The organism is Geobacter sp. (assembly GCA_009684525.1).
Lineage (GTDB): Bacteria > Desulfobacterota > Desulfuromonadia > Geobacterales > DSM-12255 > Geoanaerobacter.
On the sequence record WKKR01000004.1, the window covers coordinates 63,956 to 77,381 of the forward strand.

Consider the following 13,426-nt stretch of genomic DNA (forward strand, 5'->3'; position numbering starts at 1 on the left):
TCCGATCAGGTACTACTCTCCGGCCACTGCCGGGCTTTTTCGCCAATGACTAATGATAATAGCGGAACAGCAGCAGGATGAACAGCGTCACGCCCACTCCGGTCAACGCACCGAGCACGACTTCCCGCGTGGAGTGGATGTGCAGCAGCAGGCGGGAATGGGATACCATCACCGCCAGGGCAATGGTCAGAAGCGATATGAGCGGGTCCTGTGTGGAGAGGGTCACGACCGTCGCGATGGAAAAGCCGACTGCGGCATGGCCGCTGGGAAGCCCCCCCTCCAGCGGGGAACCCTTGCCGCCAATCGATTTCAGGATCACCACGACGATCACCACTGCCAGCAGGGAGACCAGCGTCCCCATCTCGGAAGGGTTACCTACCACGCCGAGAGCCTCCTTGTAAATGGGAAAAATGTATTTCGAAAGGACCAGGTAGCCCATGACCGCCGCGCCGATGGCTGCCACCAGCACGGCACCCGCGGCCACATCCTTGGCGATCTTGGCCATGGGGTGGTAGTCGGGGGTGATCATGTCCACCACAACCTCCACTGCCGTGTTCATCAGTTCGGCAAACAGCACGAACGAGACGGAAATGGAGAGCAGGATGAATTCGACCTCGGTGATCCCGAGGACCAGGGCCAGCGGCAACAGGAACAGCGCTGCCAGAAAATGTCGACGCATGTGCTTCTGCGTCCGCGCGGTATGGAGGATCCCCTCGATGGCGCAGTTAACCGAGTCGATGAATCGCGTTGGTTTCAAAGTTTCCCTACACCAGCCCCTCAGATTGCAGCATGGCAAAGAGCTCCTGTTCCTTTGCCTCCATCCTTGCTGCCTCCTCTTCGCCGCTCCGTTCGTGGTCGTAACCGGCCAGATGCAGGATGCCGTGCAGGAGAAGAAATGCGAGCCTGGCATCCAGTGAAACCCCTTCATCTTCTGCTTCCCGGGCCGCCGTGTCGACGGAGATCACCACATCGCCGAGCGCAGCAGGATTGATATCGCCGAACTCCCCCTCCAGCAGCGAAAAGGAAATGACGTTGGTCGGCCGGTCCTTCTGCAGGTACTCCCGGTTGATCCGCCTGATGGCCAGGTCCCCGACGAACAGGAGCGACAGATCGCTATCTGCCAATCCCAAGGCGCTTAATATCCTCTCCGCCGCTTTTCTTAGGCTGCGTGTCGCCAGCCGGTGCCGCCGCTGGCGGTTCGTCATCGCTATGCTCAAGGGGTTTCCTCCCGCTGTTGATCTTTTCCTTGAAGGCCGGTTCCGGATAGTCGATCCGGTGGTGGTAGATACCGTTCAGGACCCGGTTGAAGCTCTTGGCTATCTCGTGCAGGTTTTTCAGGGTCAGTTCGCATTCGTCCAACTGGCCGTCAATAAAGATGTTGTTGATGATCTTCTGTACCAGCCCCTGGATCCTGGCCGAGGTCGGATCGGCAAGGGTCCTGCTGGCAGCCTCCACGGCATCGGCGAGCAGGACCAGTCCCGCCTCCCTGGTCTGCGGCTTTGGTCCGGGGTAGCGGAAATCCTGCTCATTGACCCCCTGGGGATCGGCGGCCTGCGTCTTGGCCTTCTGGTAGAAGAAGGATATCAGGCCGGTACCGTGGGACTGGCGGATGATGTCGATGATCGGCTGACCCAGCCGGTGTTCCCGGGCCAGTTCCACCCCCTCCTTCACATGGGCGATCAGGATCAGGGCGCTCATGTTGGGGGAGAGCTTGTCATGCTTGTTTTCTCCCCCCCCGACGTTTTCGATGAAATAGAGCGGCTTGGAGAGCTTGCCCACATCATGGTAGTAGGCAGCCACCCGCGCCAGCAGGGGGTTGGCATGAATCGCCTCGGCAGCCGACTCCACCAGGTTGCCGACCAGGACGCTGTGATGGTAGGTTCCCGGCGCCCGGACCATCAGCTCGTGCAGAAGCGGCGCATTCAGGTTGGAATGCTCCAGGAGCTTCATGTCGGTGGTGTACTGGAAGATATTTTCCACCGGTGGGATGAGACCGGTCACCAGGGTGGCGTTCACCAGGCCGCCGATCATGGCAAAGGAAAGGCAGTAGAGGGTCTGCATGGTAAAGAGCCCGTCGCCGAACAATTGAAACGACAATGCCAGGACCACGTTCACCACGCTCACCTTGAGTCCCGCATTGTAGATGACGCCGCGATCCTTGCACTGGCGGACGCCATGCGCGCCGACCACCCCCCCCATCAGGGCGTAGATCACCACTTGCAGGCTGCCGTCAAACATGATGCCGGCCAGCGGGGCGCATACCGAGCAATAGACCAGGGCCACCTCGGAGTTGAGGATGATCCGGACCAGCATGGGTGCAACGGCAAAGGGGAAGAGATAATAGAAGCTCGCCGCATTGATGGAGGGCAAGAGCCCTCCCATGGCGGTGGAAACCATCAGGCCGATCCTGAGCAGGATGAAGTGGAAGATGGTTACCAGCACCAGAAGGACCAGGTCCTTGTGGCCGGGAGAGAACTTGCGGATATTCTTGCGGGCAAATCGGTACGGGAAATAGAAGAGGATCAGAACCAGGCAGAAAACGCCCAGGCCGCTGGCAAGCCTGACGATGCCCCCATGGGCGGCATAGATCTGTTCCAGGCGGCGGACATGCTCCTCGGTGAGCCGCTCGCCCGAGCGGACGATCATTTCCCCCCGCTTGAGCTGATACAGGACCGGACTCACCTCCATGCGGGCAGCATGGCGCCGGTCGTCGGTCACCTCGCGGTTGAAGGTCAGGTTGGGCTGGAGCGCCTTGGCCAGGGTCCCCTTGAAGATCTCCAGGTCATGGCTGTCGGCACCGGCCGACAACCGCATCCTCACGACGAGCTTGCGGGCCTCTGCCAGGTCCATGGCCTTGTAGGAGCGGTCGAGCGTACCGAGCGCCTCGCAGGTCCGGCAATCCTGCATGACCACGCCATGGGCGAGATCGGTGGAAAACATCCGGTGATCCGCCACGATCTTGTTGCTGAAGATGATGCCGATCACCCGGTTGATCTCGGCGAGCAGCGCCCGGTCCGACCGCACCCTCAGGAATGCGGCATATTCCTGATCCGTCAGCTTCAGTCCGAGGAGCTCGTCCAGGGAGCGGCGCAGGCCGGCCTTTTCCTCCTGACGGTCTCCGCCACGGGCTGCGGAAACGAGCGCCAGGGCCTTCTCGAAACGGCGCGTGACCTCCTGGGCCGCGGTAGCGTTGAACTCGTACACATAGGGGACCGCGCCCTCGGCCTCGGCCCGTTTCTTCTCGGTGAGCTGCTTGTCTTCGAGCAGGTAGTCCTGGGTGGCGCGGATGTCGGATGTGGCGATGTCCCCGGCAGTGTAGCGCTGGCCGCCGAAACGCTGGCCGGGGATCAGGATGAGGGTGAGGAGCAGCGCAGTAGAGACGAGAAGGATGAAACGATTGCGCCTCTCATGGCGCGGGCTGGAAAAACGCTCCAGCATGGAATTCAGCAATCGCTCCCCGATCAGTGCGAAGGAGTTCCTGGTGACGTTCGAATGTTCACTGCCGTCCAGGGGCATGGAGGTCCTGATTCCTAGAATATGACGCAATGCAGACTGCTGAGATATAAGAAAGCACTATAGCCTTTCGCAAGACCCGTGTCAACTTGCTCAATGCCCTGCCACGGCACCTGAAACAGGGCGCATTTCCAGCAGGATAGACCAGCCGCACATCTAATTAATCTTTCCTTTTCCCTGATCTGTGATATATAGACAACTATCAGCGGGCTACCTGCCCGCTCTTTCATTTTCCTGAAGGGGGAGTTTCATGAGCCAGATCACCGATGTCTATGCCAGAGAAATTCTTGATTCGCGGGGCAATCCGACTCTTGAGGTCGAGGTGTTCCTTGAATCGGGCGTCATGGGAAGAGCAGCCGTACCATCCGGTGCCAGTACCGGCGAGCGCGAGGCGCTGGAACTGCGTGACGGCGATAAATCCCGCTACCTGGGCAAAGGCGTGCAAAAGGCAGTCGACAACGTCAACGAGCAGATCGCCGACCAGATCGTCGGCATGGAGGCCACTGACCAGGTCGGAATCGACCGGAAGATGCTGGAACTGGACGGGACCGAATACAAGAGCAACCTGGGGGCCAATGCCATCCTCGGCGTCTCCCTGGCCGTGGCAAAGGCTGCGGCCGAGGTGGTCGGACTGCCGCTCTATCAGTACATCGGCGGCTGCAACGCCAAAGAGCTTCCCCTCCCCATGATGAATATCCTCAATGGCGGCGCCCATGCCGACAACAACGTGGATATCCAGGAGTTCATGATCATGCCCGCCGGTGCACGGAGTTTTTCCGAGGCCTTGCGGATGGGTGCCGAGATCTTCCACGCCCTGAAAGGGGTCTTGAAGGCCAAGGGGTACAACACCGCCGTAGGGGACGAAGGGGGCTTCGCGCCAAACCTGAAGTCCAACGAAGAAGCGCTCGAAGTGATCATGGAAGCCATCGTCAAGGCAGGCTACAAGCCGGGCGAAGAGGTCCTCCTTGCCCTCGACGTCGCCTCCTCGGAACTGTTCAAGGATGGGGTCTACACCCTGGAGAACGAGGCCGAACCGAAGAAGAGCCCGGCACAGATGGTCGATTTCTACGAGAACCTGGTCAACAAGTACCCGATCATCTCCATCGAAGACGGCATGGCGGAAAACGACTGGGACGGCTGGAAACTGCTGACCGACCGGCTCGGCAAAAGGATTCAGATCGTCGGCGATGACCTGTTCGTCACCAACCCGAAGATCCTGAAGGAAGGGATCCAGAAGGGGATCGCCAACTCCATCCTGATCAAGCTGAACCAGATCGGCACCCTGACCGAAACCCTCGACGCCATCGAGATGGCCAAGCGGGCCGGTTACACCTGCGTCATCTCCCACCGAAGCGGTGAGACCGAGGACACCACCCTGGCCGACCTGGCCGTGGCGGTCAATGCCGGCCAGATCAAGACCGGTTCCCTTTGCCGTACCGACCGGGTCGCCAAATACAACCAGCTGCTCCGGATCGAAGACGAACTGGATTCGACCGCCCTCTTCCGCGGCAAGGACGTCTTCTACAACATCAAGAAATAACACCGCTTCGCGGGCAGTGCGCCATGACTGCCCTTGGTGAATCTGCAACAGATCGCGGGGATGTCCGGACGGACATCCCCGTTCTCATTCCCGCACAACTCGACAGCATCCCCTGGTCACTCCCGGTGGTTGCCGCACCCCATCTCAGCCAAATAACGATTACGTCCTGCCCATGAAGCAGCTCAAATGTTTCAAGTAGTTGATTTTTAGATATTTTACAGTTTCACTTCGCAACCAAAAACAGTGACCGGCGAATTCACCGTGCCCTTCCCCTGCATTTTGCGTAGCCCCTCTCCATCCGGTTCTGAAAATTTCCTCACAATCCTGCCATGCAACGCAATTTCAGCCAGTTACATTCCGCTCATTTTAATGAATTATAATATTGCCGCGCCGGTTCTTGGGCACTATTTTGCAATTCCTGAATATATGAAAAACAGCATTACTGCAGCACGGCCCACAGAGGAGACAGGCATATGACGATGTTATTCTCGCTGATGTTGACACTGACCGTGGCAATGACCACGATAATGGTCCTCAGGATATGCGGGACCTGGCTGCAGGTAAACGAATCCGCCGAGGATGGCGACCTGGAGCGGCTCCAGGCATTGCAGGGGCAGGAAAACGGCTGGGTAATCCGCCACCTGGTCTGTGCAATCCTCGCCTTCTCCCTGGTGGCGGCCGCCAAATATTTCCCCTCCCTGGGAGCCCCGGAGAACCTGGTGAGCGTAACCGCGATCTACAGCCTGGTTTCGTTCATCTTTGCCTTCGCAGAGTCGGTGCTGGCACAACGGATCGCCGTCATCACCCTGTCGCGGATGCAGCCGTTGCAGGAGCGTCAGGAGGAAGAACTGTCGTAGTCCAGGTTGTTGAAAACGAAGTTTCAGCGCAGCTAAAAACGGCCATCTCGCCGCCGTCCTCGAAAGCCACTTTGTGCGGCGTAGCGCTGCTACGCCTCCGCAGGGCTTTCTGCGGGTGCGACGATCTGACCGTTTTTGAACAACCTGAGTTTTTTCAACTTAGAAGCACGAAGGGGGTTTGCGCATGCAACCCCCTTTTCTCTTGTGCTATACTGTCCCGTATCAATCCCGCTGAACGGAGACAGGTGGATCATGCGCTATTCTCCCCTCCTTACCGATCTGTACGAACTGACCATGCTGGCAGGATACCTGGAAGAAGGGATGCACGAGACCCCCGCGGTCTTCGACCTTTTCTTCCGCCACAACCCCTTCAAAGGCGGCTACGCGGTCTTTGCCGGTCTGGAAACGGCGCTCGACTACCTGGAGAACCTTGCCTTTACCGAGGATGAGCTGGCCTACCTGGGGGGGCTCGGCATCTTCAAACCCCGCTTCCTGGAGTTTCTCCGTTCGTTCCGTTTCCGCGGCACCGTCACTGCCCTGCGGGAAGGGACGGTGGTCTTCGGGCGGGAACCGCTCCTGACCGTGGAGGGGACCCTGGCCGAGGCCCAGTTCGTAGAAACCGCGCTCCTCAACATCATCAACTTCCAGACCCTGATCGCCACCAAGGCGGCCCGCATCTGCCACATGGCCGGAGACGCCTCGGTCATCGAGTTCGGCCTGCGTCGCGCCCACGGCCCCGATGGCGGGCTGTCGGTGGCCAGGGCCGCCTATATCGGCGGTGTGCGCAGCACCAGCAACGTGGAGGCCGGGCACCGGTTCGGCATCCCAGTGAAGGGAACCCACGCCCACAGCTGGATCATGGCCTTTCCTGACGAGTTGACCGCGTTTCGCGCCTATGCCGACGTCTTCCCCGACGGCTGCATCCTCCTGGTGGATACCTACGACACCCTGGCAAGCGGCATCCCCAACGCCATCACTGTGGCCAGGGAGCTCCGGGCGAAGGGGCATGAACTGCGCGGCGTGCGGATCGACTCCGGCGACCTGGCCTGGCTCTCCCGCGAGTCGCGCAGGATGTTCGACGAGGCGGGCTTCCCGGCAGTGAAGATCGTCGCCTCCAACGAGATCGACGAGTACGTCATAGAGTCGATCCTCTCCGAAGGGGGAAAGGTGGACATCTACGGCGTCGGCACCCGGCTCGCCACCGGCATGGGGGACGGCGGCGGTGCCCTGGGTGGAGTCTACAAGCTGGTCAGGATCGGCGATACCCCCAAGCTCAAGGTGACCAGCGATCTCGCCAAAGCGACCCTCCCCGACAAGAAGCGGCTGCTGCGCGCCGTGGCGCCAGACGACAGCTTCCTCATGGACATCATGACCCTGGCCGGCGAGGAGCTGCAGGCCGGGGATACGGTCATCAACCCCGCCAACCCCCTGGAACAGAAGCCGGTGCCGGTCAATGCGCGACTGGATGAGTTGCGCTGCGAGGTGATGTGCCAGGGCAGGCGGCTCATCCCTCCCGAATCGCTGGAGGAGATGGCAAACCGCTGCGCGAACCAGCTCACACGGCTTCCTCAGGGATGCCTGCGCCACATCAATCCGCATATCTACAAGGTATCCGTGAGCACGAAGCTCAATGAGCTGCGCAGCCGCCTGGTCCAGGAGGCTGCGCAGGGGTATGGAAAGCCGTAACCGGCGAGGAAGGGACCGATGTCCGATTGCTCCGCACTTGTCATAGTCGACGTTCAGAACGACTTCTGCCCCGGCGGCGCCCTGGGGGTCAAAGAGGGGGACAGGGTGATCCCGCTCCTGAACCGGGCCGCAGTGATCTTTGCCGCACGGGGCCTGCCGGTCGTCGCCTCCCGCGACTGGCATCCGGCGCAGACCAGCCACTTCAGCCAGTATGGCGGCATCTGGCCGATGCACTGCGTCCAGGGGACCGCCGGCGCGGCGTTCCACCCGGAACTCCGACTCCCCGAGGCGGCAATCGTCGTCTCCAAGGGAATGGACCCCGCCAGCGACGACTATTCGGCGCTCCACGCACGGGATGACCGCAACAGGCCGCTCCCCGCTGTACTCCGCGAGCTTGGCGTCACCCACCTCTGGATCGGCGGCCTCGCCACCGACTACTGCGTCAAGGAAAGCGTGCTGGAGGCGATTTGCCAGGGATTCGAGGTCACGGTCCTGGTAGATGCCTGCCGCGGTGTCGACCTCAGCCCCGGCGACTCGGCACGCGCCCTGGACGAGATGCAGGCAGCAGGCGCCAAACTCGCCACCATCGCCGATCTCTGATAATAACCCTTTGACACAACAGCTCAAATCCTATAGATTTACTCACTTGCACGAGGAGCAGCGAATCCACCAAGGTGCGGGTTCGCTTCGGCCGGTTCGCCGGACGCCGCCAGGGGCTGCGCCGGGCAGACACCGCGAAAGCCCTGCCGGAGAGGTCCGTCAGCGGCCCTGAAGCGAATGCGCCGGAGAAGACGACATGATCATCAAGACCAACAACCTCAAGATCAAGAGCATCACCCCCATCATTGCCCCTGCGGACCTGCGCCAGGTCTTCCCGCTCTCCGAGGAGGCAAGCGAATTCGTCACTGCCAGCCGCACCGCGATCAAGAACATTCTCCAGGGCAAAGACCCGCGCCTGATGGTGGTGGTCGGCCCCTGCTCCATCCACGACCCGATCGGCGCCCATGAATACGCCCATCGCCTGGCCAAGCTCGCTGCCGAAGTATCCGACCAGCTCTTTCTGCTCATGCGGGTCTATTTCGAGAAACCACGCACCACGGTGGGGTGGAAAGGGCTGATCAACGATCCGGACATGAACGGCACCCACCTGATCTCCAAGGGGCTCGGCGTGGCCCGGAGCCTGTTGTGCAAGGTCACGGCCCACAACCTGCCGATTGCCACCGAGATGCTCGACCCAATCACCCCCGAGTACCTGGCCGACCACCTCTCCTGGGGGGCCATCGGCGCCCGCACCACCGAATCCCAGACCCATCGCGAGCTGGCCAGCGGCCTCTCCTTCCCGATCGGCTTCAAGAACGGCACGGACGGCAACCTGCAGATCGCCATCGACGCCATGATCGCAGCCCTCCACCCCCACCACTTCCTCGGCATCAACCGGGAAGGGCTTGCATCCATCGTGCAGACCACCGGCAACCCGGATGTCCATATCGTCCTGCGCGGCGGGAAAAAGCCGAACTATTCCCCAGAAGACATCAAGAAGTCCGAGGAGATGCTGCAGAAGGCCGGCCTCTTCCCCACCATCATGGTCGACTGCAGCCACGGCAACTCGGAAAAGAACCACGAAAAGCAGCCGGCAGTGCTGGAGTCGGTTATCGACCAGATCGAGGCGGGCAACCGCTCCATCTCCGGCGTGATGATCGAGAGCTACCTGCAGGACGGTAACCAGCCGATGCCGAAGAGCCCGGCCCAGTTGAAATACGGCGTCTCCATCACCGACAAGTGCCTCGGCTGGGAGACCACGGAGACCATCCTGCGCCATGCCCATGCCCGGCTGAAAAAATGCGGCGGACGCCGTATCGACTGATCCGGCACCCCCTTCGCGCAGCCACTGCTGCGGCACCATAAAAAAAAGCGCTACCCCGCAAAAAGGGAAGCGCTTTTTTTATTTAGTTTCCATCCGGCGCCTCAGGGGCTGCCGAACCGGTAGAAGGCGAAGCGGACCGAGCTATCCTCCTGCCAGAGGGTGTCGATGAGCAGGGCAGTCTCGCCCGGTTTCCGGCGATAGCTGTTCGGGTCGTTGATCCAAGTGATGGAGGGGTTGCGGTAGAAGGCCCGCAGCGCCTGCTGGACAAAGGCCCTGCCGGCCGGGGCGTTATTCACGTAGAGAAAGGTATTGGGGGGGAACTGGGGGACCTCTTTCATCAGGGCCACGAGAAACCGCTCCATCCCCTCCCCCTCCTGCTGCCAAGCCCTCCCCCGCACCTGGGCCTGCCAGAGATTGAAGCCGACAAAACCGGCCAGGCAGACCCCAATGATGCCGACGGCGAGCCGCGGCTGGACGCGGTCGCGCAACCGCATCAGCAGCGTCGCAAAGACGATGGCCGCCCCTGCAGAGGGGAGGTAGAGGTGGCGGCTGAGCGAATTGCAGATATAGCGCGGCTCCAGCTGGGTCAGCGTGCTGAGGCTCTGGGGGAGGAAGGTGAAGAAGACCCAGGCATAGCCCAGGATGAGGAGGCGGCGGTCCTTTACCAGCAGAAAGCTGAGCGGCACCAGGAGACAGGTGAGGTAGAGGCGCGGATCGTTGGCTCCCCACCGGCTGTCCGGGGTGAGAGAAAACGCGGTAAAGCCGGTAAAGAGGCTGCGCAGGGGGCGGAAGCTGGAATAACGCGCAACCTCTGCCTGGGCGCCGAAGATCTGGTAGGTAACGACATAGTTCAACAGCACGTAGAAGACCACCACCGCGCAGTATGCAGCCAGCCTGAGCACAACGGCCTTCTTCTCCCGCAGGCCGTCGAACCAGAAAAGCTCCAGCAGCAGCACCACGAACGGCAGTGATGCTGCCTCCTCCTTACTGAAGACCGCCAGGGCAAACCAGCAGAGCGACAGCCACCATTGCCGGCGGTTGCCGGTCTGGCGGAACACCACGTAGGCATGGAGGGCGAGGAGATAGAAGGCCAGGTTCAGCAGGGTGCTGTTGGCCGCCTTCCAGAGCGCCGCATCGATGCCGACGGCGCTGGCGACAAAGATCGTTGCGGCGACAAAGGCGTACCAGCGGTCGGCCAGGAGCCGGTTCAGGAAACGGTAGAAGAGGACGGCGTTGAGACACCAGAGGAAGGCGCCGAAGAGGTTATAGCCGAAGGGGTCATAGCCCGAGACGGCGTAGAGCGGCCAGGCAGCGGCATTGGCCACGAAGCGGAGGATGTAGTTGTAACCGAGCAGGACCGCCATCGGCCCCTGGTTGATATGCTCCAGGATGGCGAAATCGTCGAAGGCGAAGAAATTGCCCAGAAACGGGCCGAAAAAGGCAGCGGTGACCAGGAGGGCCACCCCGGCAAAGATAAAAAAGAGGGGGCGGCCGTTTTCCGGCAGTCCCCCTCGTTTCGGGTCGAACTGGACCACGTGTCAGATCCCGCAGCCGCAGCCGCGACTGCACTTGGCAGTCGGCATATGCAGCGCCCGGATGAAGGTCGCCTCGGTCGCCTTCCGGATCTCATCCACCACGACTGGGGGCACGGCAGTGTCGAGGGAGAGGATGACCATCGCCTCGCCTCTCTTCTCGCTGCGGCCCAGGTTCATGGAGGCGATGTTGATGTCGTGCTGCCCCATGATGGTGCCGATCTTGCCGATCATGCCGGGTCGGTCCTCGTAGTGGAGCAGCAGCATGTGCTCCTCCGGGGTGAAGTCCATGTTGTAGTCGCGCAGCCGGACGATGCGCGGCGCCCCTTCGAAGAGGGTGCCGGAGACCAGCCGCCGCTTCCCCCCCTCCCCTTCGATGATCAGGGTAATCAGGTTGGAGAAGGCATCGGTCTGGGTCGACTTGGTCTCCTCGATGGTGATCCCCATCTGCTCGGCGATCAGCGAGGCATTGACCATGTTCACGTCCTGCTCCACGCGCCGGTTGAGCAGCGCGGCGATACCGCAGACCGCCAGCGGCGTGCAGTCGTAATGGGCGATATTCCCGGCAAAACCGAAGGAGACCTTGGCCGGGTTGGAATCGACCAGTTGGATGCCGAAATCGCACATGACGCTCATCAGGTTGAGGAACGGCCGCATCTGGTCCATCAGCGCCAGGTCGAAACGGGGGATGTTCACGGCATTCTCCAGCGGCTGCTCGTCAAGGTAGTTGAGGATCTCCTTGGAAACGTCCACTGCCACGTTCACCTGGGCCTCGAAGGTATTGGCCCCCAGGTGCGGGGTAACCACCATCCGTTCATGGGTGATGAGCTGGCGGAGGGTATCAGAATCGGGAGGCTCCTTGGTGTAGACGTCAATCCCGGCAACGGCGATCTTCCCCGAATTGAGGGCGTTCAAGAGCGCTGCCTCGTTGTAGATCCCGCCCCGGGCCACGTTGAGGACAATGACGCCGTCCTTCATCATGGCAAGCTCGCGCTCGCCGATCATGTCACGGGTTTCCTCGGTAAGCGGCGTATGGACGGTGATGATGTCGCAATTCTTGTAGATCTCGTCGTGGGAAACCAGCTTGACCCCCAGGTCATGGGCCCGTTTCACCGCAATATAGGGGTCGCAGGCCAGCACCTCGCACTCGAAGGCCTTGAGCCTGGTGGCGACACGCCCCCCCACCTTGCCGAGGCCGATCACGCCGGCGGTCCGCCCTTTCAGCTCATAACCGGTGAACGGCGCCCGCTTCCATTCCCCCCCCTTGAGCGAGGAGTTTGCCTTGGTCACGTTGCGGCAGGCGGCCAGAAGGAGCGCCAGGGTATGCTCAGCAGCGCTGTTGGTGTTGCCGAAGGGTGCATTGACCACGATGACGCCGCGGGAGCTGGCATATTCCACATCCACGTTGTCGATGCCGACCCCGGCCCGCGCAACCATCTTCAGCTTCCTGCCGGCATCGAGCACGTCCCTGTCCACGGTGGTGCCGCTACGGGTGATGATCACCTCGTAGTCGCCGATAATCTTCAGGAGTTCATCCTTCTTGAGGCCGAGACGCACCTCGAGCTCGACCCGCGGGTCCTGCCTCAGCAGCGCCAGCCCTTCGCCGGCTACCTCATCGGTAACAATCACTTTCATTGCATCGATCTCCTTGTTGCCATTGTTGCCACAGCGCGCAGATGCCGCCTGCAGCCTGGTCGCACGGTCCCGCCGCGTACCGGCCGGCCGTGAAATACGCATCATAGACCCGCCGGGGAAAAAATGCAAGACCGGGGGGCGGCATTCGTGGTATACAGTTCCCCGACCGCCCATGAAACAGCGCAGCCCGTTCCATATCGTTCTCGTCGAGCCGGAGATACCGCCCAACACCGGTAACATCGCCCGGCTCTGCGCCGCCACCGGCACCCCCCTGCACCTGGTGGGAAAGCTCGGCTTCTCCCTGGACGACCGCTACCTGAAGCGGGCCGGGCTCGACTACTGGCATTCCGTCGAGATCAGTACCTGGCCCGACCTGGCAACGCTGCAGGCAGCCTTTCCCTTTGCCCGCTTCGTCTATGCCAGCAAAAAGGCAGCGTCCTGCCACACCGCGTTTTCGTTTCGCGAAGGGGATTTCCTGGTCTTCGGCAAGGAGACCGAGGGGCTGCCCGACGCACTGATCGACGCCCACCCCGACACCTGCATCCGCATCCCGATCTTCGGCAATGTTCGCAGTCTCAACCTCTCCACCGCCACCGGCATCGTGCTGTACGAGGCGCTGCGGCAGGTGGGAAGGCTAGAGTAACGCCTTTCCTTCCCGTCTCCCCTCTCCCGATTCGCGACACCACAGGAGCACGGTGTTTCGGATAGCCCGCTACACCCCCACTCCACGTAACGTCAATCCGTTAATGAAATTCTATCATGTCGCAGTGTAAGCATGGGCATTCGCTGCATGCCGGTA

Annotated in this window: 11 protein-coding genes; 6 read left to right on the forward strand and 5 right to left on the reverse strand. The window is 61.2% G+C overall.

What is annotated here, in order from left to right; genetic code table 11:
* Window positions 1–49: 49 nt before the first annotated feature.
* Genes GJT30_13640 through GJT30_13650 form a run of 3 tightly spaced genes read right to left on the reverse strand, consistent with a single transcriptional unit; the run spans window position 50 to window position 3,516 of the window.
* Window positions 50–757, reverse strand: coding sequence for a phosphatase PAP2 family protein (locus tag GJT30_13640; protein ID MSM40652.1), 708 nt, complete (start codon window positions 755–757; stop codon window positions 50–52).
* Between the two features lie 7 nt (window positions 758–764).
* Complete coding sequence (ybeY, locus tag GJT30_13645; GenBank protein MSM40653.1) at window positions 765–1,205, reverse strand: rRNA maturation RNase YbeY; 441 nt, start codon at window positions 1,203–1,205, stop codon at window positions 765–767.
* Entirely contained in the window at window positions 1,114–3,516 is a 2,403-nt protein-coding gene (locus GJT30_13650; GenBank protein ID MSM40654.1) for an HDIG domain-containing protein, read from the reverse strand. The genes ybeY and GJT30_13650 overlap by 92 nt, the downstream gene beginning before the upstream one ends.
* A gap of 247 nt (window positions 3,517–3,763) precedes the next feature.
* Here GJT30_13650 and GJT30_13655 point away from each other — a divergent pair, with 247 nt between their 5' ends.
* The 5 genes from GJT30_13655 to GJT30_13675 all read left to right on the forward strand — a co-directional run bounded on the left by GJT30_13655 (window position 3,764) and on the right by GJT30_13675 (window position 9,460).
* Window positions 3,764–5,053 (forward strand): phosphopyruvate hydratase, encoded by a 1,290-nt coding sequence (locus tag GJT30_13655; protein ID MSM40655.1) that lies wholly within the window; start codon window positions 3,764–3,766, stop codon window positions 5,051–5,053.
* A gap of 473 nt (window positions 5,054–5,526) precedes the next feature.
* A complete protein-coding gene (locus tag GJT30_13660; protein ID MSM40656.1) occupies window positions 5,527–5,910 on the forward strand; it encodes a hypothetical protein in 384 nt (127 codons plus the stop codon).
* Between the two features lie 252 nt (window positions 5,911–6,162).
* Window positions 6,163–7,596, forward strand: a complete 1,434-nt coding sequence (locus tag GJT30_13665; protein MSM40657.1) for a nicotinate phosphoribosyltransferase — start codon at window positions 6,163–6,165, stop codon at window positions 7,594–7,596.
* Window positions 7,597–7,614: 18 nt separating this feature from the next.
* Window positions 7,615–8,196, forward strand: coding sequence for a bifunctional nicotinamidase/pyrazinamidase (gene pncA / locus GJT30_13670; protein MSM40658.1), 582 nt, complete (start codon window positions 7,615–7,617; stop codon window positions 8,194–8,196).
* Window positions 8,197–8,395: 199 nt separating this feature from the next.
* A complete protein-coding gene (locus tag GJT30_13675) occupies window positions 8,396–9,460 on the forward strand; it encodes a 3-deoxy-7-phosphoheptulonate synthase (GenBank protein MSM40659.1) in 1,065 nt (354 codons plus the stop codon).
* A 101-nt stretch (window positions 9,461–9,561) separates the two neighbouring features.
* On the opposite strand, the gene GJT30_13680 is transcribed toward GJT30_13675, so the two are convergent.
* Both GJT30_13680 and GJT30_13685 read right to left on the reverse strand, forming a co-directional pair.
* On the reverse strand, window positions 9,562–10,995 hold the full coding sequence (locus GJT30_13680) for a hypothetical protein (protein MSM40660.1): 1,434 nt from the start codon (window positions 10,993–10,995) through the stop codon (window positions 9,562–9,564).
* A gap of 3 nt (window positions 10,996–10,998) precedes the next feature.
* Window positions 10,999–12,627 carry a phosphoglycerate dehydrogenase gene (locus GJT30_13685; protein ID MSM40661.1) on the reverse strand — a complete coding sequence of 543 codons (1,629 nt, stop codon included), beginning with the start codon at window positions 12,625–12,627 and terminating at the stop codon, window positions 10,999–11,001.
* 172 nt (window positions 12,628–12,799) lie between these two features.
* On the opposite strand from GJT30_13685, the gene GJT30_13690 reads away from it, so the two are divergent.
* Window positions 12,800–13,270, forward strand: a complete 471-nt coding sequence (locus GJT30_13690) for a tRNA (uridine(34)/cytosine(34)/5-carboxymethylaminomethyluridine(34)-2'-O)-methyltransferase TrmL (GenBank protein ID MSM40662.1) — start codon at window positions 12,800–12,802, stop codon at window positions 13,268–13,270.
* The last annotated feature ends 156 nt before the right edge of the window (window positions 13,271–13,426 follow it).

Excerpts from the sequence above, each read along its gene's own strand:
- ybeY (MSM40653.1), bottom strand. The coding sequence starts at position 1,205 with ATGACGAACCGCCAGCGGCGGCACCGGCTGGCGACACGCAGCCTAAGA.
- GJT30_13650 (MSM40654.1), bottom strand. The coding sequence starts at position 3,516 with ATGCCCCTGGACGGCAGTGAACATTCGAACGTCACCAGGAACTCCTTC.
- GJT30_13655 (MSM40655.1), top strand. The coding sequence starts at position 3,764 with ATGAGCCAGATCACCGATGTCTATGCCAGAGAAATTCTTGATTCGCGG.
- GJT30_13660 (MSM40656.1), top strand. The coding sequence starts at position 5,527 with ATGACGATGTTATTCTCGCTGATGTTGACACTGACCGTGGCAATGACC.
- GJT30_13665 (MSM40657.1), top strand. The coding sequence starts at position 6,163 with ATGCGCTATTCTCCCCTCCTTACCGATCTGTACGAACTGACCATGCTG.
- pncA (MSM40658.1), top strand. The coding sequence starts at position 7,615 with ATGTCCGATTGCTCCGCACTTGTCATAGTCGACGTTCAGAACGACTTC.
- GJT30_13685 (MSM40661.1), bottom strand. The coding sequence starts at position 12,627 with ATGAAAGTGATTGTTACCGATGAGGTAGCCGGCGAAGGGCTGGCGCTG.
- GJT30_13690 (MSM40662.1), top strand. The coding sequence starts at position 12,800 with ATGAAACAGCGCAGCCCGTTCCATATCGTTCTCGTCGAGCCGGAGATA.